Origin of the sequence: Pseudarthrobacter enclensis (assembly GCF_001457025.1) — a bacterium.
GTDB lineage: Bacteria > Actinomycetota > Actinomycetes > Actinomycetales > Micrococcaceae > Arthrobacter > Arthrobacter enclensis.
Map to the genome: position 1 here is coordinate 244,658 of NZ_KQ758602.1, position 24,962 is coordinate 269,619.

Annotated in this window: 23 protein-coding genes; 17 read left to right on the forward strand and 6 right to left on the reverse strand. The window is 68.1% G+C overall.

Annotated elements, in window-relative coordinates:
• Positions 1 to 20 precede the first annotated feature (20 nt).
• Positions 21 to 968: a LysR family transcriptional regulator ArgP gene (locus tag AS031_RS11590; protein ID WP_058268301.1), complete on the forward strand. Its 948-nt coding sequence runs from the start codon at positions 21 to 23 to the stop codon at positions 966 to 968.
• Here the strand turns inward: AS031_RS11590 and AS031_RS11595 are convergent.
• On the reverse strand, positions 928 to 1,851 hold the full coding sequence (locus AS031_RS11595) for a nuclease-related domain-containing protein (RefSeq protein ID WP_058268302.1): 924 nt from the start codon (positions 1,849 to 1,851) through the stop codon (positions 928 to 930). The genes AS031_RS11590 and AS031_RS11595 overlap by 41 nt on opposite strands.
• A gap of 272 nt (positions 1,852 to 2,123) precedes the next feature.
• Between AS031_RS11595 and pgm the strand changes: the two genes are divergently transcribed.
• Positions 2,124 to 3,785, forward strand: a complete 1,662-nt coding sequence (gene pgm / locus AS031_RS11600) for a phosphoglucomutase (alpha-D-glucose-1,6-bisphosphate-dependent) (protein ID WP_228379620.1) — start codon at positions 2,124 to 2,126, stop codon at positions 3,783 to 3,785.
• Positions 3,786 to 3,871: 86 nt separating this feature from the next.
• Here pgm and AS031_RS11605 read toward each other — a convergent pair whose 3' ends face one another.
• Entirely contained in the window at positions 3,872 to 4,477 is a 606-nt protein-coding gene (locus AS031_RS11605; RefSeq protein ID WP_058268304.1) for a malonic semialdehyde reductase, read from the reverse strand.
• Between the two features lie 231 nt (positions 4,478 to 4,708).
• On the opposite strand from AS031_RS11605, the gene AS031_RS11610 reads away from it, so the two are divergent.
• Both AS031_RS11610 and AS031_RS11615 read left to right on the forward strand, forming a co-directional pair.
• Positions 4,709 to 6,061 (forward strand): uracil-xanthine permease family protein, encoded by a 1,353-nt coding sequence (locus AS031_RS11610; RefSeq protein ID WP_058268305.1) that lies wholly within the window; start codon positions 4,709 to 4,711, stop codon positions 6,059 to 6,061.
• A gap of 78 nt (positions 6,062 to 6,139) precedes the next feature.
• Positions 6,140 to 6,439 (forward strand): hypothetical protein, encoded by a 300-nt coding sequence (locus tag AS031_RS11615; RefSeq protein ID WP_058268306.1) that lies wholly within the window; start codon positions 6,140 to 6,142, stop codon positions 6,437 to 6,439.
• Here AS031_RS11615 and AS031_RS11620 read toward each other — a convergent pair.
• Positions 6,436 to 7,335, reverse strand: coding sequence for an SGNH/GDSL hydrolase family protein (locus AS031_RS11620; RefSeq protein WP_058268307.1), 900 nt, complete (start codon positions 7,333 to 7,335; stop codon positions 6,436 to 6,438). The two genes, AS031_RS11615 and AS031_RS11620, sit on opposite strands and share 4 nt — an antisense overlap.
• Positions 7,332 to 8,219: a GAF domain-containing protein gene (locus tag AS031_RS11625; protein ID WP_058268308.1), complete on the reverse strand. Its 888-nt coding sequence runs from the start codon at positions 8,217 to 8,219 to the stop codon at positions 7,332 to 7,334. The genes AS031_RS11620 and AS031_RS11625 overlap by 4 nt, the downstream gene beginning before the upstream one ends.
• A gap of 130 nt (positions 8,220 to 8,349) precedes the next feature.
• Here AS031_RS11625 and AS031_RS11630 point away from each other — a divergent pair, with 130 nt between their 5' ends.
• Positions 8,350 to 9,009, forward strand: a complete 660-nt coding sequence (locus AS031_RS11630) for a LysE family translocator (RefSeq protein ID WP_058268309.1) — start codon at positions 8,350 to 8,352, stop codon at positions 9,007 to 9,009.
• Positions 9,010 to 9,053: 44 nt separating this feature from the next.
• On the opposite strand, the gene AS031_RS11635 is transcribed toward AS031_RS11630, so the two are convergent.
• Positions 9,054 to 11,552 (reverse strand): beta-glucosidase family protein, encoded by a 2,499-nt coding sequence (locus tag AS031_RS11635; RefSeq protein ID WP_058268310.1) that lies wholly within the window; start codon positions 11,550 to 11,552, stop codon positions 9,054 to 9,056.
• 91 nt (positions 11,553 to 11,643) lie between these two features.
• On the opposite strand from AS031_RS11635, the gene AS031_RS11640 reads away from it, so the two are divergent.
• Positions 11,644 to 12,231, forward strand: coding sequence for a TetR/AcrR family transcriptional regulator (locus AS031_RS11640; RefSeq protein WP_058268311.1), 588 nt, complete (start codon positions 11,644 to 11,646; stop codon positions 12,229 to 12,231).
• A 27-nt stretch (positions 12,232 to 12,258) separates the two neighbouring features.
• Here the strand turns inward: AS031_RS11640 and AS031_RS11645 are convergent, their stop codons facing one another.
• Positions 12,259 to 13,479, reverse strand: coding sequence for an ROK family transcriptional regulator (locus AS031_RS11645; RefSeq protein ID WP_058268312.1), 1,221 nt, complete (start codon positions 13,477 to 13,479; stop codon positions 12,259 to 12,261).
• 191 nt (positions 13,480 to 13,670) lie between these two features.
• On the opposite strand from AS031_RS11645, the gene AS031_RS11650 reads away from it, so the two are divergent.
• The 11 genes from AS031_RS11650 (at position 13,671) to AS031_RS11700 (ending at position 24,953) form a co-directional block, all read left to right on the forward strand.
• On the forward strand, positions 13,671 to 14,771 hold the full coding sequence (locus AS031_RS11650) for a Gfo/Idh/MocA family protein (protein ID WP_058268487.1): 1,101 nt from the start codon (positions 13,671 to 13,673) through the stop codon (positions 14,769 to 14,771).
• Positions 14,768 to 15,595, forward strand: a complete 828-nt coding sequence (locus AS031_RS11655) for a hypothetical protein (RefSeq protein WP_058268313.1) — start codon at positions 14,768 to 14,770, stop codon at positions 15,593 to 15,595. Before AS031_RS11650 ends, AS031_RS11655 begins: the two co-directional genes overlap by 4 nt.
• A 110-nt stretch (positions 15,596 to 15,705) precedes the next feature.
• Positions 15,706 to 17,034, forward strand: a complete 1,329-nt coding sequence (locus AS031_RS11660) for an ABC transporter substrate-binding protein (RefSeq protein ID WP_058268314.1) — start codon at positions 15,706 to 15,708, stop codon at positions 17,032 to 17,034.
• Between the two features lie 13 nt (positions 17,035 to 17,047).
• Positions 17,048 to 18,010 (forward strand): carbohydrate ABC transporter permease, encoded by a 963-nt coding sequence (locus AS031_RS11665; protein WP_058268315.1) that lies wholly within the window; start codon positions 17,048 to 17,050, stop codon positions 18,008 to 18,010.
• Positions 18,011 to 18,901 (forward strand): carbohydrate ABC transporter permease, encoded by an 891-nt coding sequence (locus tag AS031_RS11670; protein WP_058268316.1) that lies wholly within the window; start codon positions 18,011 to 18,013, stop codon positions 18,899 to 18,901.
• 43 nt (positions 18,902 to 18,944) lie between these two features.
• Positions 18,945 to 19,691, forward strand: coding sequence for a sugar phosphate isomerase/epimerase family protein (locus tag AS031_RS11675; RefSeq protein WP_058268317.1), 747 nt, complete (start codon positions 18,945 to 18,947; stop codon positions 19,689 to 19,691).
• Positions 19,688 to 20,809, forward strand: a complete 1,122-nt coding sequence (locus tag AS031_RS11680) for a Gfo/Idh/MocA family protein (protein WP_058268318.1) — start codon at positions 19,688 to 19,690, stop codon at positions 20,807 to 20,809. Before AS031_RS11675 ends, AS031_RS11680 begins: the two co-directional genes overlap by 4 nt.
• Before the next feature lie 17 nt (positions 20,810 to 20,826).
• Complete coding sequence (locus AS031_RS11685) at positions 20,827 to 22,041, forward strand: Gfo/Idh/MocA family protein (RefSeq protein WP_058268319.1); 1,215 nt, start codon at positions 20,827 to 20,829, stop codon at positions 22,039 to 22,041.
• Between the two features lie 2 nt (positions 22,042 to 22,043).
• Positions 22,044 to 23,042: a sugar phosphate isomerase/epimerase family protein gene (locus tag AS031_RS11690; RefSeq protein ID WP_058268320.1), complete on the forward strand. Its 999-nt coding sequence runs from the start codon at positions 22,044 to 22,046 to the stop codon at positions 23,040 to 23,042.
• Positions 23,043 to 23,052: 10 nt separating this feature from the next.
• Positions 23,053 to 23,943: a TolB family protein gene (locus tag AS031_RS11695; protein ID WP_058268321.1), complete on the forward strand. Its 891-nt coding sequence runs from the start codon at positions 23,053 to 23,055 to the stop codon at positions 23,941 to 23,943.
• Entirely contained in the window at positions 23,940 to 24,953 is a 1,014-nt protein-coding gene (locus AS031_RS11700; RefSeq protein ID WP_058268322.1) for a Gfo/Idh/MocA family protein, read from the forward strand. Before AS031_RS11695 ends, AS031_RS11700 begins: the two co-directional genes overlap by 4 nt.
• The last annotated feature ends 9 nt before the right edge of the window (positions 24,954 to 24,962 follow it).

Sequence of the window (24,962 nt, forward strand, 5' to 3'; positions counted from 1 at the left end):
ACTTTCATTAGAATTTCTTCATGAACTTCGAACACTTGAAGGCACTCATGGCCGTGATCGATGAGGGTACTTTCGAGGCCGCAGCCGATGTCCTTCGAGTCACCCCGTCGGCCGTCAGCCAGCGGATCAAGGCGCTGGAGACCGCCACCGGGCAGGTCCTGGTACGCCGGCGTGTGCCCTGCACCGCCACCGACGCCGGAACGGTGCTGCTCCGGATGGCCCGCCAGGTACAGCTCCTGGAGGCGGACGCCGCCTCAGCGCTCGGCAACGGAGCGGCTTCCCGCGCGCTCCTGCCTTTGGCTATCAACGCCGATTCGCTGGCCACCTGGTTCGTTCCCGTCCTGGCAGCCGCCGCGTCCTGGCCTGACACGATCCTGGACCTGCACGTTGAGGACCAGGGGTTCAGCAGCCAGTTGCTGCGCCAGGGCGACGTGATGGGCGCCGTCACCTCCGATCCGGTTCCGGTCAACGGCTGCCGGGTGGAACTGCTGGGACACATGCGGTACATCCCGGTTGCCGCCGGCGGCCTCCAGCGTCGGTTTGCCAAAGGCAACTCAATGGACTGGGCGGCCATGCCGGTGCTGAAGTTCAATGCGAAGGACAACCTGCAGCGCGGGGTCCTGGCGGCCAAGGGGGCCGGCCTCGCGCCGCCCACACACACCGTCCCGTCCTCGGAGGGGTTCCTGGCAGCCATCAAGGCCGGCCTGGGGTGGGGCATGGTTCCAGAACTGCAGCTCGGAAACGCACTGGCGGACGGCTCACTGGTGCTGCTGGCAAAGAACGCTTATGAGGACGTTCCGCTCTACTGGCAGGCCTGGTCACTTGATTCCGGCCGGCTGCACCGCATTGGCACAGCGCTCCGCGACGCCGCCCGCGGCAGCCTTCGCAGGCCGCGGCAGGAGCATCCCGTCGCGGCGGCGCCGGACGTCAGCGGGCCAGGTAGGGCAGGACGTACACGGCAAAGATGACGAAGGCCGCGAGCAAAGCCAGCCTTCCTGCCCCCGTCGCGCCATGCTGGCGCCCCTTCCGGCCGCGGCCATGCAGCGCCCCGGTCCCGGCGACGCCGCTCCCGGGGACGCCGGGCGGAAGGCCGCGCCCGGCAGGGTGCCGCGAGGCGCTGCCGCTGCGGCTCCGGTCCCGCCCGGTCGTATCCGCGCCGCCCGGATTGCCTTGGCTGGCCGGGTTCCGGGGCGCCGCGGGCGGGAGTCCGCCGGCAGGCCGGACCACCGTGCCGGGCCGGACATTGCGGAACGCGGTGATGCCGGGTTCCTGCTCGTGGGTGAGCTCCTGCCCCAGCTGTTCGTACAGGCCGGCCACCGCCTGCCGGTCCAGGACCGGAGGCAGCGCCTCGATGGCACCCACCACACGGCGCGTGCCGGCGACGGCAACGTCGGCGTCGGTAATCCCGAAGAGGTCCGGCTGGGCGGCCATGCAGATCAGCGGACGCACCACGCGCCGGTGCCGGGGAGGCAGGACGGAGGCGACGGCGGCGCATTGGGCCAGTGCCCCTTCCACCGCCTGGGTGCGGGCGTAGCGGCCCTGCCATAGAACGCCTGACGCCACCCGGACCTCGCCGGTCCAGTTTTTCGAGTCCACGACGACGACGCCGCCGGGGCCCACCAGGACGTGGTCCAGGTTGGCTTTCGGCCTGCCCGGCCAGTGGACGTCGTGCAGCACGTACCAGCCGTGCGGGACCAGTTCGCTGAGCTTTTCCGCAACCACGCGTTCGTCCACGGCACCGGCGTCCCACGCCTGGGTGGAGCGCTCGGCGGCATCCAGCCGTCGCTTGAGCCTGGCCACGCGCTCGGCAGCGATCCTGGACTGTTCTGCTGCGCCGTCCCCTGCCCCCATGGCCGTCCCTGCTTCCGTGCCGGACGGGCGAAGGCGGCAGGCCGCCGTCGCCCTTTGCTTGGTTGAAAGTCCGGAAGCCCGTATAGCCGGCCTTCCCGATTTTTCGAAAGTAACAGCGCGCGCAGCAGCCGGTATATAGGTACTTTCCGGAGCCTGTACTCAGGTGGGCTACTTGGTTAACGGCCGCGAATTGATGACGCGCCGCCGTCACAGCGGACCGGAATGTGGGCGCGTCGTTTTGACTCCGGCGAGCTTCTGGCATGCTTGGTCCCATGGCTAGCCGCGCGGGTACAGTTGCCCAACCCCAGGACCTTGTTGACATCACAGCGCTCCTTGACGCGTACTACGACATCACGCCGGACCTGGGAGATCCGGGCCAGCGGGTGGTGTTTGGAACGTCGGGTCACCGCGGATCGAGCCTCAAGGCTTCCTTCAACGAAAAGCACATCCTCGCCATCACCCAGGCCATCGTGGAATACCGCGCGGCGCAGGGTGTCACCGGGCCGCTGTTCCTGGCCAAGGACACCCACGCCCTCAGCGAGCCGGCGCAGAACTCCGCCCTCGAGGTTTTGGCGGCCAACGGCGTCCAGGTCCTGGTGGACGCCCGCCACGGCTACACCCCCACCCCGGCGTTGAGCCACGCAATCCTTACCTACAACCGGAACGCCGGCCCCGGCGCCCCGCAGGCAGACGGCATCGTCGTCACGCCCAGCCACAACCCGCCGGCTGACGGCGGCTTCAAGTACAACCCGCCGCACGGCGGCCCGGCGGACTCGGACGCCACCGGCTGGATTGCCAACCGTGCCAATGAACTGCTGGAGGAAGGCCTGCGGGGCGTCAAGCGCGTCCCGCTGGCCGAGGCCCAGTCCGCCGATACCACCGGGAAGTTCGACTTCCTCAGCAGCTACGTGGATGACCTCCCCTCCGTGCTGAACCTCGAAGCGATCCGCGACGCCGGTGTGCGCATCGGTGCCGACCCCATGGGCGGCGCCTCCGTGGATTACTGGGGCGAGATCGCCGAACGCCACCACCTGAACCTCACCGTGGTGAACCCCACCGTGGACCCGCAGTGGGCATTCATGACGCTGGACTGGGACGAAAAGATCCGCATGGACTGCTCGTCGCCGTCGGCCATGGCCTCGCTGATCCAGCGGATGGGGGTGGGTGCCGACGGAACCGCCGCATACGACGTCGCCACGGGCAACGACGCGGACGCGGACCGGCACGGCATCGTTACCCCGGACGGCGGGCTGATGAACCCCAACCACTACCTCGCAGTGGCCATCGACTACCTGTACCGGAACCGCAGCGGCTGGAACCCGGACTCAGTGGTGGGCAAGACGCTCGTTTCCTCCTCGATCATTGACCGCGTGGCGCAGAGCCTGGGCCGCAAGCTGGTCGAGGTGCCGGTGGGGTTCAAGTGGTTCGTGCCCGGGCTGCTCTCCGGCGAGGGAGCTTTCGGCGGCGAGGAGTCCGCCGGCGCCTCCTTCAACCGGATGGACGGCAGCGTCTGGACCACGGACAAGGACGGCATCCTGCTGGCGCTGCTGGCCTCGGAGATCACCGCCGTGACGGGCAAGTCGCCGTCGCAACTGTACAAGGGCCTGACGGACCAGTTCGGCGCCCCCGTGTACGCGCGGATCGATGCCGCCGCCACCCGGGAGCAGAAGGCAAAGCTGGGCAAGCTCTCCGCCGCGGACGTGACTGCCACGTCGCTGGCGGGCGAAGAGATCACGGCCAAGCTCACCGAGGCCCCGGGCAACGGCGCGGCCATCGGCGGCCTGAAGGTGGTTACGGAGAACGCCTGGTTCGCCGCCCGCCCGTCCGGCACCGAGGATGTTTACAAGATCTACGCCGAATCCTTCAAGGGCGAAGACCACCTCAAGCAGGTCCAGGCCGAGGCCAAGGCCCTGGTGGACGGCGTCATCGCCTGACTTAACGCCAGATGCCCTATCACTTGGGGTCGCCATCCAGGCCGGATGGGGACCCTAAGTGATAGGGCATCCTGGGTTTCAGGGGGTCAGACGGTGCGGACGGCCTCGTCGTAGGCGAACTTCGGCTTGGCTTCGCCCCAGGCCTCTTCGCCGGGCTGGCCGATGTTAACCACCAGGAAGCTCTTCTGGTCACCGGCCGGGAAGAATGCGGCGTCGACCGCGTCGAAGTCCGCCCCGGTCATGGGGCCGGCGGCCAGGCCCAGCGAGCGGACGGCCAGGATGAAGTAGCCGGCCTGCAGGTGCGCATTGTTGTTGCCGGTGGAGGCGGCCAAGGCGGGATCGGCGTCGTACATGGCCTTGGGGGCGTTGTAGCCGGGCAGGAAGTTGTCCCACTTGCCGGCCCAGTCAGTGTCGTAGCTGAGGATGGCCACCAGCGGGGCGGACGCCGTCTTGGCGCGGTTGCCGCGGGAAAGGGTGTCCACCAGGGTGGCGCGGGCCTCGTCCGACCGGACGTAGGTGACCCGGAGCGGCTGCGAGTTGAACGCGGTGGGGCCGAACTTGGTGAGCTCGTAGATGGCCTGGGCCTGCTCCTCGGTCACCTCACCGGTGAAGGTGTTGGCGGTGCGGGCCTGGGCGAAGATGGCGTCGACGGCTGCCGAATCGATAACCGCTTCTTCATGGGCAATGGTCATTCGCTTACCTTTCGTGGCGGCTCCCCGCCTGCCGGGTGGCCTGTGGTTGCTGTCCATAGTTGCAACTTCAACTGCTTGGCGCCTCTTCCCGTGACGGCGGGTGACGTTGCCCACAGCACGGCGCCCTGAAGGCGGCGCCGTTGCCAGGGCCGTGGACAAAGGCTTGGCGGTATTCTGGAGCGAGTTGATCTCCGCCCCTTCGCGGCACCCCCTTGAAAGGCATTCCTTCCCATGAGCATGCTCGGAATCAAATGGAAGCTGCACGGCACCGGCAAAACCATCAAGCCGGGCCACGTGGTGGCACCCGACGAGCGCCTGGCCTGGCCGCTGACCATCGGCGTGGGCATGCAGCACGTGGTGGCCATGTTCGGCGCCACGTTCCTGGTGCCCATCATCACAGGCATGCCGCCCGCCACCACGCTGTTCTTCTCCGGCATCGGCACGTTGCTGTTCCTGGTCATCACCAAGGGCAGGGTGCCCAGCTACCTGGGCTCGAGCTTTGCGTTCATTGCCCCCATCAGCGCCTCGCAGGCGCAGTTCGGCATCCCCGGCGCCCTGGGCGGCGTGGTACTGGCCGGCGCGGTCCTGGCTTTGGTGGGTGCCATCGTGCAGAAGTTTGGTGCCGAGTGGATCAACCGCCTCATGCCGCCCATCGTCACCGGCGCCATCGTGGCCCTGATCGGCCTCAACCTGGCCCCGGCCGCGAAGCAGAACTTCGACGCCGCGCCCATCACCGCTGTCATTACCCTGGCCACCATCATCCTGGTCAGCGTGCTGTTCCGCGGGATCCTGGGCCGGTTGAGCATCCTGGTGGGCGTCGTGGTGGGTTACCTCGTGGCCATGCTCCGCGGTGAGGTCAGCTACGAGAAGATGGACGCGGCCGCCTGGGTGGGCCTGCCGCACTTCCAGACGCCCGAGTTCCACCTCGGCGTCCTGGGCCTGTTCGTCCCGGTGGTGCTGGTGCTGGTGGCCGAAAACATCGGCCACGTGAAATCCGTGGCCGCCATGACAGGACAGAACCTCGACGGCGTCTCCGGGCGCGCGCTGATGGCTGACGGCGCGGCCACGGTCCTGGCAGGATTCGGTGGCGGTTCCGGCACCACCACGTACGCCGAGAACATCGGCGTCATGGCCGCCACCAAGGTGTATTCGACCGCGGCCTACTGGGTGGCCGGGATCTTTGCCATCCTGCTCAGCTTCTCCCCCAAATTCGGCGAGCTCATTGCCACGGTCCCGCAGGGAGTCCTGGGCGGTGCCGCCACCATGCTCTACGGCATGATCGGCATCCTGGGCGTCAAGATCTGGGTGCAGAACAAGGTGAACTTCGCCAACCCGGTCAACCTGACCACGGCCGCGGTGGCCCTGATCATCGGCATCGCGGACTACACCTGGACCATTGGCGACCTGAAGTTCACCGGCATCGCCCTGGGCTCCGCCGCGGCGCTGGTGATCTATCACGGCATGAAAGCGATCGCGAAGGCCCGCGGAACGGTTGGAGAACCGGAAACCGACCAGGCCGGGCTGCCGCCGGCGGTCAAGTCCGCGCTGAACGCAGCCGCGAAGCGGGGACCTCGGAAGCGCTGAACCCGTTCCCCTTCCAGGCTGCGTTCCCGGCAGCCCTTGTAGGGTGGAAGGACGTCAAGCACTACGTCTGGGGGATCAATGCTTGAGAGTTTCATGCGCCTTCCGCGGCCGACGCCGCCAGCAAACCACCGCCACGTCCAGGAGGGGGATCTGCCTTCCGCGCAGATCTACACACCGGATCCGGTCCCCAAGGGCCGCCTGGCGGGCTGCGTCCTCGCGGTCCTGGTCAGCGCCTGGATGCTGGCTGTTCCGGTTGCCCTGATTGACCGCTTCAGGGACACTTCGGGCGCGGGCGCCGTCATCATGACCGGGATCGTTATCGCCTGCGCCCTGGCAAGGGACCACCGCAGGCACCAAACCCCGGGCACCGCCACCTAGGCTGCCTGCCCCTCCGGCGCCGGTCCGCTTCCCATCCCGGGGTTCACCGCCGGGTGCCCGGAAGGGAACGGGCCGGGCCTGCCCAGGCCGAAAATGGGTCCGGGCAGCGGCCGCTTCGCGGGCAGGAATTCGTCCCCGGGATGCAGCAGCCGCCGCAGGATCCAGGGTACGAAATACTGCCGCGCCCACACCAGGTCCTCTGCCCTGGCGTGCTTCCAGCCCTGGTCCGGAAGAGGCTTTGGCCGTAAGGGCTCAAGCGTGTGCGGGACGCCGAGCGCTTCCAGCGTTGCCAGCGCAACAGCGTGGTGGCCCAGCGGCGAGAGGTGCAGCCTGTCCGGGTCCCATGAGGCGGCGTGCTGCAGTTCCGGCAGGCACCACAGGTCCACCATGACGCAGTGGTGCCTGGCTCCGATGGTGTGGATGTTCTCGTTGTAGACGGCCACCTTGCCCCGGATGGCGCTGAACACGGGTGTGTTGCCCCAGTCCGGTCCGGCGTACAGCAGGACGGTGGCACCGGTCGCGGACAGGACCTCGACGGCGGCATCCAGCTTTTCTGCCAGTTTGTCCGGATTTCCGTGCTTGAAGAGGATGTCGTTCCCGCCGCCGGACATGGCGATCAGGTCCGGCTTCAGAGCGAGGGCGGGGGCAAGTTGCCGGTCCAGGATCTGCCGCAGGAGCATGCCCCGCACGGCAAGGTTGGCGTAGGCAAAGTCCGGCTGCCCGGCACTGAGTTCCTCGGCGGCGCGGTCTGCCCAGCCACGCAGGCCTCCGAGGCTGCGCGGCTCAGGATCGCCGATGCCTTCCGTGTAGGAATCCCCCAAGGCCACAAACCGGTGCCAGGGGTGCAGCCCATGCCCTTGCTGGACCGTGTCCGGCCCGCGATCTTCGGTGATCATGCCGTCTTCCTTCCCGCGGTTGAACGCGGACGCCGCTTTCTGGCAGCCTCCGCCTGCGCGGCTCCCTGTGACGTGTGGTCCAGTTCAGCCGCCGGTGCGGGCTGAAGGCCCGCCACGCCGTCGTGCAGGTCCTGCGGGGTTGCCGCAGCGGCCTGTCCGGGATGTGCCATACCCGCGGTGGGCGCAACGACGCTCAGCGCCGCGTCGCGCAGGTCAAGTTCGTGATGCATCACCTGGGTCTGCAGGAACACCAGTGCACCCTCGCGGGTCAGCCCGTATTCGTTCATGAGGCTGCGGACCGCAAGGTCCACCAGGACCAGGGAGCTTTGGACGACGGCGATGCCCGCAGTCGCCTCGGCCCGCTCACCGACCCGCACCACGACGCGCAGCGCCCGTGCCACCTGGCGGACGTAGGTGCGGGAACGGACCAGGTCGTCGCTGGTGAAGGTGTGCGGGGACTGTGCGTAGAGGTTGATGGCCGCGCTGGCTCCGCCTTCGGAGGCGATCGGCGCCGACAGGAGGGACTGCACACCGTGGGCGGCGGCCGCGCTGGAATACCCGGGCCAGCGCCAGTCGCGGCTGAGGTCCGAGATCAGCACGAACTCGCCGGTGCGCAGCGCTTCCATGACGGGCCCGTCAGCGAACGAACACTGCTCCCGGTCAGCTTCCCGGGCCTGTTCAGTGCTGGCCGCCAGGGTGTGGGACTTTCCGAGCCGGAACAGTGTGGCCGCCCAGCTGATGCCGCGGCGTTCCCCGGCGATGTCCTGCATGAAATCATGGGTGACTTCCCAGAGGTAGTTCTCAACATCCTTGCTGTCGTAAACCGGCTCCGGGGGCGATGGAAGCGGTCCCCAGCCAACCTGCCCCGAGGGTTCAGCGGCCATGTTCCACGCCTTGGATAGAAACGCGTCGGCCCACTGCAAAACCTTGTTCAAGCATACGACCGTGCGGCGCTCCGCGGGGGCCGTTCGGGCAGGTTTAGGGGAACCCGCAGCAGCCTCCTATCCTAAGTGGGTGACCATCACCCAGGCTGTTCTCTCGTTTGCCGTGGTTGCCGGACTGTTGACGCTGGTTCCCGGCATCGACACCGCGCTGGTGCTCCGTTCCTCGCTCACCCGGTCCCGCCGTTACGCGTTCGCCACCGCGCTGGGCATCTGCACGGGCGCCATGGTGTGGGGCGTCGCGGCCGCGGTCGGAGTTTCGGCCCTGCTGGCCGCCTCAGAGTTCGCGTACCGGGCGTTGACCCTTGCAGGCGCCGCCTACATGGTGTGGCTTGGCGCCTCGCTGCTATGGAAAAGCTGGAAATCCGGCCCCGCCGCCGCGGCGGCAACCTTGGCGGCCACGGGCAAGGCGGCACCCGGCGGCGGCCGGGAACTGCTGCAGGGGTGGCTGACCGGGACCGGCACCAACCTGCTGAATCCGAAGGTGGGCGTTTTCTACGTCGCCACCATTCCCCAGTTCATTCCCCAGGGCATTTCACCGCTGATGATGGGCGTGCTGCTGGCGGGCGTCCATTGCGTCCTGACCATGCTGTGGTTCGCCGGGCTGATTTTCGGCGCCGGATACGCCTCCGGGTGGCTCAGCGGCCCGCGCAGCGTCCGGGTGATCGACAGGGTCACCGGAACGGTCCTGGTGGGATTCGGGCTGAAGCTGGCCCTGGAACCGCGGCACTGACAGGCTCCGGGCGGGGCGGCGCCGGCCGCCCCCGCCCCGCGCCCCTAACGCACCTCGACGTCCAGCGGCTGGAAGTCGTCGGCTGAGTGCCGGCCCACCAGGATCCGGAACGTTCCCCGCTCAACCTGCCAGCCGCCGTCGTAATGCGCGAAGGCCCGGGCGGGGATGCGGACCTCCACGCTCCCGGTACCGCCGGCGGCGAGGTGGGCCCCGGCATAGCCGGCGAGCCAGCGCACCGGGCGTTCCACCTCCGTCTCCGTGCGCTCCAGGTACACCTGCACCACCTCACGGCCTGCCCGCGTTCCGGTGTTGCGGATGGGAACGTGCACCACAACGTCCTTGCCAGCCGGGACGGCCTGCGACGCCGAGGGGGTGCCCAGGTCAAAGGTGGTGTATCCCAACCCGTAGCCGAAGGGCAGCGCGGGGGCGGCGCCGCCGGCAGCCTGCTGCTTCAGCCACGCCCGGTAGCCCACGTGGATGCCTTCCGCGTAGACCACTTTGCCGTCCACCGGAGCGGTCTGCCGCACCGGGACATCGTCCAGGGCAGCCGGCCAGGTAGTGGGGAGCCGCCCGCCGGGCTCCTCGGCCCCCAGCAGGATGTCCGCGATGGCCCGGCCGAACTCCTGGCCGCCGAACCAGCCCAGCAGCACCGCTCCCACCTTGTCGAGCCACGGCATCACCACCGGTGAGCCGGAGTTAACCACCACCACCGTACGGGGGTTGACAGCCGCGACGGCCTCCACGAGCCGGTTCTGGTGGCCGGGCAGGTCAAGGTCCTTGCGGTCGAAGCCCTCGGATTCGATGGCGGCGCTGGTGCCCACCACCACCACGGCTGCGTCGGCTCCCCTGGCCGCTTCCACCGCGGCGTCGATCTCCGCCTGGGGGTCCTCCACCGCGGTTTCCTCGCCCAGCAGTATGGCGGTGAACGGAATGGCCTGGTCCGCGGGCAGCTGGTAAACGGCCTCGATCCGGACCCGTTCCCCGGCCAGTGTTTCCACGGGATGGATCACCGTGGGCGGGTCGAACAGTGCTGCGCCCAGGACATCGGTGCTGTCCTCGATGTTGCCGTTGAACACTTCCCGGCCACTCAGGGAAAGCTGGATCCGCCCCACGGTGCCGACGCCGAGGTGATGGATCCCAGCCGTCGGGGCCGTCCAGTCCGCTTCCATCCGGATGGCGGCCGCCCCGTCCGGAATGCCGACGCCGAACCAGATCAGGTGCGACGCCAGCCGGTCCTCTCCGGAGATTTCCGTGCCGTCTTTGGCGAGGAACGTGACGCGCATGCCGGGAACGTCCGACACCGGGTTGTGCAGCGATGTGCGCGGGAAGGCCTGCAGGCCGTCGGCCACCTTGGCGCCGCGGTGGTAGGTGACGCTGACGCCGGCGGGCAGCGCTTCGCGCAGTCCTTCCAGCGGCGGGATGATCCGCCGGGGCATGACGGTGGCGCTGCCGCCGCCCTGCGTGCGGGCTTCCTCGGCGTTGTGCCCGCTGACGGCGATGCGCGCCAGGCGTGCCGGGTCCAGGGGCAGGAGCCCGCCGTTGTTCCGGACCAGGACCGCACCGCGGACGGCCACTTCGCGGGCGACGGCGGCGGCGTTGAGGGGTGCCGGAAGTTCCGTGACGGCGGGGCTGACACTGTCCAGCGAGCCGACGCGGGCCGCGAGCCTGAGGATGCGGACGACTTTTTCCAGGATCGCGTCCCGGCTGACGCGGCCGTCTTCCACGGCCGCCAGGAGTTTGGGTCCCCAGTGCCCCACCGGGCCCGGCATTTCCAGGTCCTGCCGGGCGTTGGCTGCTTCCACCGAACGGACACCCGTCCAGTCGGACACCACCACGCCGTCAAAACCCCATTCGGTGCTCAGCGGCGTCTCCAGGAGGCTGTTTTCGCTGGCCGTGATGCCGTTGATCGAGTTGTAGGAGCTCATCACCAGCCAGGTGCGCGACTCCGTGACGGCGTCCTCGAATGCGGCCAGGTAGAGCTCGCGGAGGGTGCGCTCATCCACCACGGAATCGGAGGTGAACCGGTCCGTCTCGGCCTCGTTGGCCAGGTAGTGCTTCGGGGTGGCTCCCACCCCCATGGACTGCACACCGGCCACGTAACCGGCGGCGATGGTGGCAGTGAGTCGCGGGTCCTCGCTCAGGCACTCGAAGTGGCGGCCACCCAAGGGCGAGCGGTGCAGGTTGATGGTGGGGCCCAGGACGGCGTGGACACCCTTGCGGCGGGCTTCCTGCCCCAGGACCTGACCGTAACGGCGTGCCATATCGACGCTCCAGGTGGCGGACAGCGCGGTGGGGGACGGCAGGGAGACCGAGTCGTGGCGTTCATCGAAGTCCTCGCCGCGGACCCCCGCGGGGCCGTCCGACATGACCACCCGGGACAGCCCGATCCCGGGCAGGGCGTGCGTGGACCAGACGTCGGCTCCGGTGAGGAGCCGGACCTGGTCTTCCAGCGAAAGGCTCTGCGCGAGGTCCCGGATCCGGGCTTCAGCGTCCGGAGAACCGGCAACGGGAACCGTCACGGCAGCGGGCAGGGTGGGATTCATGGAGGGCTCCTTCTGGTCGTGGAAAGATCGTAGCCCTAAAAACCGAGCATGACTAGGTTTTCGCGCCGAAGAGTGAAATACACTGGCTTCCGTGACCCCGAACAAGCCGCGTGGACCGTATGCCAAGGGAGCGGAACGCCGTGAACAGATCATCCAGACGGCCACCGACGTCTTCGCCACGGAGGGATTTGAGGGAACTGCGCTGAAACGCGTTGCCGAACTGGTGGGAGTCAAGGAAGCCACCCTGTTCCACTACTTCAGCGGAAAGCAGGAGCTGCTCACGGCCGTCCTCGCCGAACGGGACCGCCGCGGGCTCGCGGACAACCCGGCGGAGGCCGCGGGGCTGGGCCTGATGGCGCCCATCGCCGCCCGGAACCGCACACAGCCCGGACTGACCACGCTGTACGCCGTGGCGTCGGCTACGGCCAGCAACCCGGGCCACGATTCTCATGGCTATTTTGAACACCGGTTCGCTTCGCTGGTCCGCGCGCTCGAGGAGGACATCGCCGGGCGCCAGGCGGCGGGCGAGGTGCGCGCCGACGTGTCCGCCACGGACCTCGCCAGGCTGGTGGTGGCGGTGTCCGACGGCCTGCAGCTGCAGTGGCTCTACGACAAGGACGTGGACATGGCCGCAGGCCTGTCCACCTTCATCGAGGTCCTGCTCAAGCCGCCGGCCTGAGCCGCTCCGACGCCGGCACGGCCCGCATTACCCTGCGATGGCGGTGCCGGCAAGGGTGGCTTCAATGACGGCCGGCGACAGCACATACTGCGTCACCATCTGGCTGGCACCGAGGATGGCAGCCCGGCCGCCGGCCATGGACAGGACAATGCGCAGGTGGGACGTGGCCAGCGGCGGCGAGCGCCGGTACACCACCTCACGGATGCCGGCCACGAGGTGCTCCCCGGCCTCGCCCATGCTGCCCCCCACCACGATCACCGAGGGGTTGAGCAGGTTGACCACAGTGGCAAGCACTTCGCCGATGTCCCGGCCGGCCTGGCGCAGCGCCTGGATGGCCTGCAGGTTGCCGTCCGCTGCGAGCCTCAGGACATCGGCGCCCTTGGCAACCTCCACCCCCTGCCCGCGAAGCGCCCGGACGATCGCCGGTCCGGACGCCAGTGCTTCCAGGCAGCCGTAGTTGCCGCAGGCGCACAGGACGTCGTGTCCCCGGGCCACCTGCACGTGCCCCAGGTCGCCGGCCGTGCCGTTTGCCCCGCGCTGCAGCTCTCCGCTGCTGATGATGCCCGAGCCGATGCCCGTGGCCACCTTCACGAAGAAGAAGTTGCCGTGCTCCGGCCAGTTGGCGGCCCGCTCCCCCAGGGCCATGATGTTCACGTCATTGTCCACCAGGACCGGCACCGGAAGGGAACGCTGGACGTAGCCAACGACGTCGAACCCGTCCCATCCGGGCATGATGGGCGGTTTCACCGGCCGGCCCGTGTCATGTTCCACCGGGCCGGGCAGGCCGATTCCCACCCCCGCAAGCTCCTCGACCTTGCGCCCGGCGCCGGACAGGAGCTCCTGGCCCTGCGTGAGGACGCGGTCCAGGACGGCCTCCGGGCCGTCGGCCACCTGCTGGGCCAGCCGGTGCTCGGCCAGGATGTTGCCGCCGAGGTCAGTGACCGCGACGATGACGTGGGTGGCGCCGACGTCCGCGGCCAGGACCAGGCGCGCGGCCGGGTTGAAGGCAAAGCGCGACGGTGGCCTGCCGCCGCTGGAGAGGGCTTCACCCGCCGGGCCCACCAGCCCGGACAGCATCAGCGCGTCAATGCGCGAAGCGACGGTGGAGCGGGCCAGGCCGGTACTGACGGCAAGCTCGGCCCGGGTGCGGGCCCTGCCGTCACGCAGCAGCTGGAAGAGGTCTCCGGCGCGGGACAGATTGCCGGCGTCAGCGTCCCGTGCTGGCAATTTCCCTGTGGCTGGAGTCATGTACCAGTCATAACACGCGCACTTGCGCCTGTCACCACAACAGAAGAATGACGGAAGCAGAACAACTTTTGCTTGACTCTCGTCAAAAGTAGTCCTAGGTTGTGACGAGGAGCACATCACGAGTGCCGATACCGCAGATTTACCGCATCAATCGCCCCGTATCCGAGTCCGCTTACAAAGAGGTCGTTGACTTGTCCCACCCACTTCACGCCGACCGTCCCCTGGGAGTCGGCATCCTCGGTGCCGGTCCCGTCACCCAGGCCATCCACCTTCCCGCCCTGGCGCGGCTCCGCGGCCTCCTCGAGGTCCGGCACATCATGGACGTGGATCCGGCGGTGGCCGGATCGGTCGCCGCGCGCGTTGGAGCCGCCTCCAGCAGCACCATGGAGGCCCTGCTGGGCGACGAAACGGTGGATATCGTGGCCATCTGCAGCCCCCACCAGTTCCATGCGGAACAGGTCATTGCCGCCTGCCGGGCGGGCAAAAAGGCTGTCCTGTGCGAGAAGCCGTTTGCCATGAATGCCGAAGAGGCCGGGCGCATCTCAGCCGTCAGCAGGGAAACGGGCGTGCCGATCGTGGTGGGCGCCATGCACACCTTCGATCCGGGCTGGCTCGCTGCCAGGAGGAACTGGGACGACCTTCCCGGGACGGCGCACACCATCCGCTCCTCGATCGTCCTTCCACCCAACGCCCGGTTCGAAGACTTCGCCACCGAGATCATCACCCGGCCCGCGGCGGGCACGCCGGATTATGGCGACGTCGAGGTCATCAAGTCCATGATGCAGGGCGGCATCATGGGACTGGCCATCCACGACCTCCCACTGGTGCGGCAGTTCACCCCCGACTTCGCGGACATCGAGGTCCTGCAGGCCCGGCACGTCCGTCCCTTTGGTTACGCCGTGTCGCTCCGGACCCCCACCCGGACCATTGAGCTCCGGGCCGCCATGAACAGCACCTGGAAGCCTGAGTGGAGCTTCGAAGCCATCGCGGACCATGCCGCGCTGCGGATCGATTTCACTCCTTCCTACGTCCAGGCAGGCTCTGCCACGGCCACCTTCAGCCGCGGCAGCGAAACAACCACCTTCGGCCCCTACGGCCACAACGGCTACGAGGGCGAGTGGCGCGAACTGGCAGAACTGGCGCGGGGCACCAGACAGCCGCCGCCGGCGCAGGCCCTGATCGACGACCTCACCTTCGCCCTGGCCATCGCCGATGCCACCGTGGAGAGCGCCGCAGCGGAGCACGGACGCCGGCCGGCCGGGCTGGCCGGCGCCACCGGAGCCACGGCATGAGCGCCGCGTTCACCGTCACCGCCACCACCGGGGCTGAAGAAGCAGGCGGCGTCGCCCTTGCCATCGCCTCCCTGCCGGCAACATTCGGCCACGCCGCGGACAAGGCAGGGGTGGCCGACGTCGTCGCCATCGCCGGTGAGGCCGGCTGGACCGGCGAGGCCCTCCAGGCCATCGAATCCGGCCACCGCGCAATCCTGGTGGCCAACCCCTGCCCCGAGGACACGGCACGCCTGGCTGCGGCCGCGGACGCCGCAGGCACCGCCGTCGTCCTCGACCACCGGTGGGCCTCCAACCCCGCACTGGTCTCCACCGGGAACGGTCCCGACGCCCGCGAGGCGTTCCGCAGCGCCCTGGGCGCCGCGGCCATGCTGGACAGCGTAGCCGCGGCGGCGCCAGGCTCGGATCCCCATCGGCTCCTCGGCGAACACCTGGCGGCGCTGCTCATGGTCACCGGGCCGCTGGACGGCCTGTCCCTGGTGCGGAACGGCGCTTCCGGCTACCTGGTCAGCGCACGCCTCCCCAACGGCGCCCCGCTCACCGCCCAAGGTGTACTGACCGCCGCCCGCCCTGCCGGGGTCGACATCCGCCTGTATACGTCCGACGGCGGCGCAAGCGTCCGGGTGCCCGACCCCGGCGCCGCCTGGCCCGCCGAGGTCCGGGCCACCGGGCCGCACGGCGACCTCCTGCTTCCCACCCTCTACGAATCAGCCCACCGGTCGGCATGGCGCCGCCTCAAGGAGCACCTCACCGCAGGCACCCGGCCGGACGACCTCGCCGGTTTCGCCAGGCTGACCGACCACTACGCAACCCTCACCGACACGTAACCAGTCCTCCCGATACGCAACCACCAGCAGTCCAGTCCCACCTCCACTCTCAACGATGAGCAGGACCGCCCCACCAGCGCACCGCGCCCGCGGTCCCGAAAGGACACACCATGAATGCAACGTCCCACCAGAGCCGCTCCTTCTCCCGCCGCGGCTTCCTGGGCCTGACGGCGGCAGCTGCCTCCGTTCCCCTGCTGGCTGCCTGCGGCGGCGGTTCGGCCACGCAGGGAGGCGGCGGAGGCGGTGCGGGCGGGACCATCAAGTTCTGGGACATGCCCTGGGCAACGCCGGCGTACAACGACGCCGCCAAGGGCATCGCCGAGGGCTTCTCCGGCGCCAACGGGGGCAAGGCCTCCTACCAGATCATCCAGTGGGCCAACTTCTACCAGACCTTCTCCTCAGCGATCGCCTCCAAGACCGGGCCGGCCGTCTCCACCGGCGGCGGGTTCCAGGCATTCCAGTTCGAACAGCAGGGCCAGATCGCCTACGCGGACAAGGTGATCGACAAGCTCAAGTCCAACGGCCAGTTCGACGACTTCCTCCCGGGCGTGCTGGACCCGTTCAAGTCGGACAAGGGCTACGTGGCCGTCCCGTGGCAGCTGGACATGCGTGTCTTCTGGTACCGGAAGTCGCTGTTCGAGAAGGCCAACGTTGCCCTGCCCACCGACTGGCCGTCGCTCCTGGAAGCCGGCAAGGCACTGAAGAAGGTCGGCGCCTTCGGGTTCACCACCGGCGCCGGCACGGGCAACAACTACGCCAACCACTCCATGATCATGATGATGGTCAATAACGGCGGCGGCGTCTTCAACAAGGACGGCGAGCTGGACCTCCTCAACGACCGCAACGTCGAGGCCATGGAGTTCGTCCTCGAACTGGTCTCCAACGGCATCGTGGACCCCGCCGCCGTCAGCTACACCACGGACAACATGTCCGCCCAGTGGAAGGACGGGAAGGCCGGGTACGGACTGTTCCAGGTCAACGTTCCGCAGCGCGTGGGCGACACCTCCGGCGACCTGCTGGTGGCCGACCCCATCACCGGCCCGCACGGCGACAAGGCCACGATCGTGTTCCCGAACAACATCATGATGTACACCAACACCCCGTCGCAGGAAGCGTCGGAGGAATTCCTGGTCTACTACCTCGGCCAGCTCAAGCAGCTGTGGCAGAAGAAGCTGATGTCCGCCCTGCCCGTCTTCAAGTCCATCACTGAAATCCCCGAATTCGCTGACGACCCCAACAACGTCAAGATCGTCAAGGACTGGCAGCCCATCGCCAAGACCTTCGCTTCCCAGGGCAACACCCTGAACGCGAACCTGGCAGCGCTCGACGGCGGCCAGGCGCTGAACCAGTTCAGCCAGACCATCATTACCGGAAAGTCGGACGCGAAGACCGCCCTGCAGGCCTTCCAGTCCGGCCTCGAATCCGTCCTGAAGAAGTAGGGCGGAGCCAGCCATGTCCAGCACCACTGCACAATCCGGGCTTGCCCGGGCCCGCCGGGGCGTCGCCCCGGGCGGGTCCGGGACGGTACCGGGCAAACGCCGGAGCAAGCTTTCCGCGCAGGCCACCAGGACGTTCTTCTGGCTCCTGCTCCCCTCCGTGGTCCTGCTTGTCCTGATCCACGGCTACCCGCTCATCTACGCGGCCGTCCAGGCCACGCATGACGGGAACCTGCTGCAGACCGGAAACTTCATCGGCGGGGAGAACTTCGCCACTGTCCTGACTTCTCCGGCGTTCTGGAAAGCCGCGCAGTTCACGCTGTGGTTCACCATTGTGGGCGTGTTCGGTTCATGGCTGGTGGGGCTGGGCCTGGCACTGCTCCTGCGCACCAAGATCCCGGCAGGCAACACGTTCAAGGTCCTGCTGCTCCTGCCGTGGGTGGTGCCGATCGTGGTGTCCTCCACGGCCTGGAACTGGCTGGTGGCCACCCCGGATAGCCTCATCCCGTCCCTGTTCCGAAACCTGGGACTGGGCACGCCGCTGTTCCTGGCCGACCCGACGCTGGCGTCCATCACCGTCATGGTGTTCAAGGTGTGGGTGAGCTTCCCGTTCATGATGATGATGATCTCCGCCGCCCTGGCCTCGGTGGACAGCACCGTCTACGAGGCCGCCAGCATGGACGGCGCCACCCGCTGGCAGCAGTTCACCCAGATCACCCTGCCGCTGATCGCCCGGTCCACCTACATCAGCTGGATCCTCATGACCATCTTCTGCGTCAACGACTTCCCCACCATCTACCTGCTCACCGGCGGCGGGCCCGTGAACGCCACCACCTCCCTGGTGGTCCTGGCCTACCGCACCGTCTTCCAGGACTTCGCCACCGGCCCCGGCGTCGCCATCGCCTTCCTCATGACCATGACGCTGGTGGTCATCTCCGTCATTCTGTACCGCCAGATCCGAAAGTCGAGCGTCGAATAAATGAGCGCAGTCCTCCACGCCCACCCGGAATCCGGCCCCGCGCTCGGCGTCGACGCCGGCAAGCCCCGCAGGGTCCTGTCAGAAGCCGGCATGCGCGGCCGCTGGTGGCGGTTCACCCTCATCCTGGCCATCACCGCCGTCGTGCTGGTGCCCATCCTGGTCACCGTGGTCCTGGCGTTCACCCCGGGGCCCAACAGCACCGCCACCGGCCTGACCTTCGAAAACCTCAGCGGCGTCTTCTCCAAGACCCTCGCCGCCACCTGGCTGAAGAACAGCCTCATCACCACCCTGGCCACCGTCGTGGTGTCGGTGGCGGTGGCGGCCCCGGCCGGCTACGTCCTCTCCCGCGGACGGTCCAAGGCCGTCTCCGGGTACTCGCTGCTGCTGTTCGTCATGCAGTCCCTGCCCATCATCACCTCCGTGGTGCCGCTGTTCATCCTGTTCGCCGGCATGGGGCTGGTGGACAACCTGCTGGGCCTGACCATCATCTACGTCGGATCCACCATGACCGTGGCCACCTGGATGATGGCCGCCTACTTCGACTCCATCCCGGTCAGCCTCGAGGAAGCAGCCTGGATCGACGGCTGCTCGGTGTTCGGTTCCTTCCTGCGGGTGGTGCTGCGCAACTCGCTGCCCGGTGTCCTGTCCACGGCCATCTTCGCCTTCCTTCTGGCCTGGAACGACTACCTCGTCGCCATCGTGTTCCTGCGCTCCAACGAGATCTTCACCCTGCCCATGGGTGTGCAGTCCTTCTTCCAGCAGAACGCCACCGACTGGACTTCCGTCATGGCCCTGGCCGTGGTGATGATGCTCCCGCCGGTAATCGTTTTCGCCACCCTCAACAAATACTTCAGCGTCGGCGGCATCGGCGGCTCCCTCGCCGGCCGGTAACTGCCCCGCAGAACAGTTCTGTTCCAACCACTTAAGGAATCCCATGTCTTACTCGCTTCAGCTCTACACCCTGCGCAATGCCATCGCGGAGGACCTGCCCGGCACCATCAGGAAGGTCGCCGAGATCGGCTACACCCAGGTTGAGCCGTACAACTTCGTGGCCACGGCCAAGGAACTGGGAGCGGCCCTGAAGGAGAACGGCCTCACGGCGCCGTCCGGGCACGCACCGCTGCTGAGCCAGGACCAGGACGAAATCTTCGCCGCCGCCCAGGAGCTGGGCATCACCACGGTCATCGATCCCTACCTCCCGGCAGAGCACTGGCAGAACGCCGAGGACATCCGGGCCACCGCGGAGAAGCTCAACGCCGCCGCGAAGAAGGGCGCCGGGTACGGCATCCGGGTGGGCTACCACAACCACGCGTGGGAACTGGAGTCCAGCATCGAGGGCCGGACCGCGCTGGAGTACTTCGAATCACTGCTGGACCCGGAGCTGGTGCTGGAGGTTGACACCTACTGGGTGGCCGTCGGCGGACAGGACCCGGTGGACATCCTTACCAAACTGGGTGACAGGGTGAAGTTCATCCACATCAAGGACGGCAACCTGACCACCGACACCAAGGCCCAGCAGCCGGCCGGGCAGGGCAAGGTCCCGGTCCTGGACGTCATCGCGGCGGCCAAGTCCCTCGAGGTGGGCGTGGTGGAATTCGACGACTACTCCGGGGACATCTTCGAGGGCATCAGCCAGAGCCTCGCGTACCTGAACGCCGCAGCAGAAGGAGCCAAGGCATGAGTTTCGCACCGTCCACCCGCAAAGGACCGGTCGGCGTCGGCGTCATCGGCGCCGGCAACATCTCCAAGCAGTACCTGGACAACCTCACGGTCTTCCCAGACCTGAAGGTCCACGTCATCGCCGATCTCTTCGAGGACGCCGCTGAGGCCCGCGCCAAGGAGTACGGCATCGCCGAATGGGGCGGGCCGGAGAAGGCACTGAACCATCCCGACGTCGAAATCATCGTCAACCTCACCATCCCCGCGGCCCACGTGGAGGTGGCCACCGCGGCGGTCAACGCCGGCAAGCACGTCTGGACCGAGAAGCCCTTCAGCCTGGACCGCGAATCCGGCCTGGGCCTGCTCAAGGCAGCCGACGCCGCCGGGATCAGGCTCGGCACGGCCCCGGACACATTTCTGGGCGCCGGCCTGCAGACCGCGCTGCGCCTCATCCGGCGCGGCGACATCGGCACCCCGCTGACGGCGATGACCACGTTCCAGACCCCCGGCCCTGAGTCCTGGCACCCCAACCCGGCGTTCCTGTTCCAGTACGGCGCCGGCCCGCTGTTCGACATGGGACCGTACTACCTCACCACCCTGGTCCAGGCCTTCGGCTCGATCCGCAAGGTCGCCGCCGTCGGGTCCAAGTCCAAGGAAGTCCGCGTCATCGGTTCCGGGCCCAAAGCCGGGGAAGAGTTCACCGTTGAGGTCCCCACCCACGTCTCCGCGATGGCGCAGTTCGAATCCGGGGCCTCCTCGCACAGCGTCTTCTCCTTCGAATCCCCCAGGACCCGGATGGGCTTCGTGGAGATCACCGGCACCGAAGCCACCCTCTCCCTGCCGGACCCCAACTACTTCACCGGTGACATCAGGCTGTGGCGCGCCGGCGACGAGGACTGGACCACCGTCCCCGCCACCGGGCCGGCCAACGGCCGCGGCATGGGCGTGCTGGACCTGGCCCGGTCCCTCCGCGCCGGTGTCCCGCACCGGGCAACCGGCGACCTCGCCTACCACGTGCTGGACAGTATGGTCTCGATCAGCGAATCCATCGACGCCGGAACGTTCGTCAACGTCGAAAGCTCAGCACCGGCCTCCCCGGCCCTCCCCGAGGACTGGGCCCCGGACACCGCAACCCTCTAGCAAAGCAGGAACCAGCCATGACCACTCCCGCAGACCCAACCGATCCCACGGCCTCCCCGCCCACCACCTTGGGCGTGGCCGCCATCGGCTACGCCTTCATGGGGAAGGCCCACTCCAATGCGTGGCGGAACGTGGCCAGCTTCTTCGACGTCCCGGCTTTCGAGCAGAAAGTCCTCGTGGGCCGGGACGCCACCGCCGTCGCCGAGGCCGCCGCCAAGTACGGCTGGGCCGAGTCCGCCACCGACTGGCGGTCCGTGATCGAACGGGACGACATCCATATCATCGACATCTGCGCACCCGGCTGGATGCACGCCGAGATCGCCATCGCGGCGCTGGAAGCCGGCAAGCACGTCCTGGTCGAAAAACCCCTCGCCAACACCCTGGCCGAGGCCGAACTCATGACCGCAGCCGCCGCCAAGGCCCGCGCCAAGGGCGTCCAGTCCATGATCGGCTTCAACTACCGCCGCGTCCCCGCCCTGGCCCTGGCCAGGGAACTCATCAGCGAAGGCCGCCTCGGCACCGTCCGCCACGTCCGCGCCGCCTACCTGCAGGACTGGCTCGCCGACGACCAATCCCCCATGACCTGGCGGCTCCGCAAGGAAACCGCCGGCTCCGGCGCCCTGGGCGACATCGCCTCCCACGCCATCGACCAGGTCCTCTACCTCCTGGGCGACCAGGTCACGGAGGTCACCGGCAGGCTGCACACCTTCATTCCGCAGCGCCCCGGCGGCAAGGCTGCCGGGGACGGGCTGGAGGACGTCACGGTCGACGACGCCGCCTGGGCCACGCTGTCCCTCGCCTCCGGAGCCATCGCCTCGGTGGAGGTCTCCAGGGTTGCCACCGGACAGAAGAACAGCCTCAAACTCGAAATCTACGGCGACAAAGGCACCATCCTGTTCGACCTCGAAAACCTCAACGAACTCGGCTTCCTCGACGCCACCGCTCCCGTCCGGGAACAGGGCTTCCGCCGCATCCTGGTCAACGAACCCGAGCACCCCTACCTTGCCGCCTGGTGGCCGCAGGGCCACATCATCGGCTGGGAACACACCTTCACCCACCAGGTCCGCGACTTCCTCACCAACATCAAGGACGGAACCGCGCCCTCGCCCTCGTTCGAAGACGGCCTGAACGTCCAGCACATCCTGAACGCCGTGGAGGAATCCGCCGCCGCGAAAAGCGCACTGATCCAGCTGCCCGGCACCACTGCCGCCGGACCCACCGAAGGAGCCTGACCATGCCTCGCCCGTTCACCCTGTTCACCGGCCAGTGGGCCGACCTGCCCTTCGAGGAAGTCGCCAAACTCGCCTCCGGCTGGGGCTACGACGGCCTGGAAATCGCCGTCTCCGGGGACCACCTGGACGCCTGGCGCTGGGACGAACCCGGCTACGTCGACGCCAAACTCGAAATCCTGGACAAGTACAACCTCAAAGTTTGGGCCATCTCCAACCACCTCAAGGGCCAGGCCGTCTGCGATGACCCCATCGACTTCCGGCACCAGGCCATCGTCGGCGCCAAAGTCTGGGGCGACGGCGACCCCGAAGGCGTCCGGCAACGCGCCGCCGAGGAAATGAAGCACACCGCCCGGCTCGCCAAAGCACTCGGCGTGGACACCGTCGTCGGCTTTACCGGCTCCTCCATTTGGCAGTACGTGGCCATGTTCCCGCCCGTCCCCGAAAAGGTCATCGACGCCGGCTACCAGGACTTCGCCGACCGTTGGAACCCCATCCTGGACGTCTTCGAGGAGAACGGCGTCCGGTTCGCCCACGAAGTCCACCCGAGTGAGATCGCCTACGACTACTGGACCACCGTCCGCACCCTCGAAGCGATCGGCCACCGCGAAGCGTTCGGCTTGAACTGGGACCCTTCCCACATGATGTGGCAGGGCATCGACCCGGTTTCCTTCATCTGGGACTTCAAGGACCGGATCTACCATGTGGACTGCAAGGACACGAAGATCCGCCAGACCGGCCGGAACACCGTCCTGGGCTCCCACTTGGCCTGGGGCGACCCCCGCCGCGGCTGGGACTTCGTCTCCGCCGGCCGCGGCGACGTCCCCTGGGAAGCATCCTTTCGCGCCCTGGCCGCCATCGGCTACGACGGCCCCATCTCCGTGGAGTGGGAAGACGCCGGCATGGACCGCCTCCACGGCGCCCCCGAAGCCCTCGCCGCGCTGAAGAATTTCGACTTCCCCGCCTCCCGGACCAGCTTCGACGCCGCCTTCAACCAGGGCTAGGAGGGCCTCCGTGATCCGCACTCTGCGGCCGGGGCAGCGATGCGAGGTGCGGATCGCGTCGGTCACCGGCGGCTCCACGCTGCTGTTCAGCACCGGGGATCTCCTCCTGGAAGCCCCGAACTGGACGCAGGACGGTTCCGCCCTCATCCTCAACGGAGACGGGAAGCTTTGGAGTCTGGACATCGCCACGGCGGAGCTGGCGGAGATTCCGCTCGCCGGAATCCCGGAGCTGAACAACGACCATGTCCTGGCGCCCGACGGCGACACCATCTTCCTGTCCGCGAATGACGGCCACATCTACCTTGCACCGTTGGCCGGCGGCACCGCGCGGCAGGTCACGCAGGAGGATGGGACCTTCCATTTCCTGCACGGCGTCAGCCCGGACGGCACGGAGCTGGCGTACGTGGGGATTGAGGCGGGGGACTTTTCGAGGCCGGGCCGGCTCATGACCATGGCGTCCGACGGCGGTGCTGCCGCGGCCCACGAGGTCCGCGGCCACTGCGACGGGCCGGAGTATTCCCCGGACGGCCGCTGGCTGTACTTCAACACCGAGGCGTTCACCGACGCTCCCGGCCACGCCCAGCTCGCCCGGATGTCCCGCACGGGGAACGAACCCCCGGAACGCCTGCAGGACTCGGACACCGTGGACTGGTTCCCGCACCTCTCCCCGGACGGCAGGCTCGCCACGTACCTTCGGTTCCCCGCGGGGACCGAAGGGCACCCTGCGGACCTGCCGGTCGCCGTCGTGCTTGTTTCAACGGCTGACTGGCCGCAGCCGCTGCACACGTGGCCGCTGTCCGGCGGCCAAGGTACGCTCAACGTCAACAGCTGGTCGCCCGATTCCGGGCGGTTCGCCTACGTTGCCTACCCTTTCCCGGACCCGCAAAGGACTGACCCTTGACCAACAGCAATGGAACCTCGGACGGCCGGCTCCGGTGGGGAATCCTCGGAACGGGCTTCATCGCCGGACTGCAGGCCAAGGACCTCCTGGAGAACGGCTTCACGGTGCAGGCCGTGGGCTCCCGCACGCCGGAATCGAGAAGGGCCTTCGCCGGCGCACACGGCATCGCCACGGCGCACGGAAGCTATGAGGATCTGGCCGCCGACCCGGACGTGGACGTCATCTACATCGCCACCCCGCACCCGTTCCACCACGCCAATGCCCTGCTGGCCCTGAACGCCGGCAAGCACGTCCTCGTGGAAAAGGCCTTCACCATCAACGCCCGCGAGGCCCAGGAGGTCGTGGACCTCGCAGCGGCAAAGGGCCTGGTGGCGCTGGAGGCCATGTGGACCCGCTTCCTGCCGCACATGGCGCGGATCCGGGACATCATCGGCAAGGGCACCATCGGGGAGGTCAGGAAGGTGCTGGCCAGCCACAACCAGGACCTGCCCAAGGATCCTGCCCACCGCCTGAACGATCCCGCCCTGGGCGGCGGGGCGCTGCTGGACCTGGGGATCTACCCCATTTCCTTCGCCTTCGACATCCTTGGCGCGCCGCAGCGGATCCTCGCCAGCGCCGCGAAGACGGCCACCGGCGTGGACCGCCAGACCTCTGCGATCTTCGAGTACGCGGGCGGGGCGCAGGCGATTGTGGACTGCGAACTGGACGCCGCCAGTGCCAACCGGGCCTTGGTGATCGGGACGGACGGCTGGATCGACATTGAATCCACCTGGTACAACCCCGTCCCGTTCACGGTGTTTGACAACGCGGGGAACGTGGTGGAGCGGTTCGAGCAGCCGGTCACCAGCCGCGGCATGCAGTACCAGGCGGCGGAGCTCGAGCGACTGGTTCAGTCCGGGGCGGTGGCGGGCACCATCCTGCCGCCCACAGAGAGCGTGTCCATCATGGCCGCCATGGACGAGATCCGGCGCCAGACCGGCGTCACGTACGACGCCGACACGCAGCACTAGCGGGATCCG

Coding starts and splice junctions, on each gene's coding strand:
- AS031_RS11610 (WP_058268305.1), top strand. CDS start 4,709: ATGAGCATGCTCGGAATCAAATGGAAGCTGCACGGCACCGGCAAAACC.
- pgm (WP_228379620.1), top strand. CDS start 2,124: ATGGCTAGCCGCGCGGGTACAGTTGCCCAACCCCAGGACCTTGTTGAC.
- AS031_RS11675 (WP_058268317.1), top strand. CDS start 18,945: ATGTCTTACTCGCTTCAGCTCTACACCCTGCGCAATGCCATCGCGGAG.
- AS031_RS11685 (WP_058268319.1), top strand. CDS start 20,827: ATGACCACTCCCGCAGACCCAACCGATCCCACGGCCTCCCCGCCCACC.
- AS031_RS11590 (WP_058268301.1), top strand. CDS start 21: ATGAACTTCGAACACTTGAAGGCACTCATGGCCGTGATCGATGAGGGT.
- AS031_RS11690 (WP_058268320.1), top strand. CDS start 22,044: ATGCCTCGCCCGTTCACCCTGTTCACCGGCCAGTGGGCCGACCTGCCC.
- AS031_RS11615 (WP_058268306.1), top strand. CDS start 6,140: ATGCTTGAGAGTTTCATGCGCCTTCCGCGGCCGACGCCGCCAGCAAAC.
- AS031_RS11645 (WP_058268312.1), bottom strand. CDS start 13,479: ATGACTCCAGCCACAGGGAAATTGCCAGCACGGGACGCTGACGCCGGC.
- AS031_RS11595 (WP_058268302.1), bottom strand. CDS start 1,851: ATGGGGGCAGGGGACGGCGCAGCAGAACAGTCCAGGATCGCTGCCGAG.
- AS031_RS11670 (WP_058268316.1), top strand. CDS start 18,011: ATGAGCGCAGTCCTCCACGCCCACCCGGAATCCGGCCCCGCGCTCGGC.
- AS031_RS11635 (WP_058268310.1), bottom strand. CDS start 11,552: ATGAATCCCACCCTGCCCGCTGCCGTGACGGTTCCCGTTGCCGGTTCT.
- AS031_RS11655 (WP_058268313.1), top strand. CDS start 14,768: ATGAGCGCCGCGTTCACCGTCACCGCCACCACCGGGGCTGAAGAAGCA.
- AS031_RS11665 (WP_058268315.1), top strand. CDS start 17,048: ATGTCCAGCACCACTGCACAATCCGGGCTTGCCCGGGCCCGCCGGGGC.
- AS031_RS11605 (WP_058268304.1), bottom strand. CDS start 4,477: ATGACCATTGCCCATGAAGAAGCGGTTATCGATTCGGCAGCCGTCGAC.
- AS031_RS11680 (WP_058268318.1), top strand. CDS start 19,688: ATGAGTTTCGCACCGTCCACCCGCAAAGGACCGGTCGGCGTCGGCGTC.
- AS031_RS11660 (WP_058268314.1), top strand. CDS start 15,706: ATGAATGCAACGTCCCACCAGAGCCGCTCCTTCTCCCGCCGCGGCTTC.
- AS031_RS11620 (WP_058268307.1), bottom strand. CDS start 7,335: ATGATCACCGAAGATCGCGGGCCGGACACGGTCCAGCAAGGGCATGGG.
- AS031_RS11625 (WP_058268308.1), bottom strand. CDS start 8,219: ATGGCCGCTGAACCCTCGGGGCAGGTTGGCTGGGGACCGCTTCCATCG.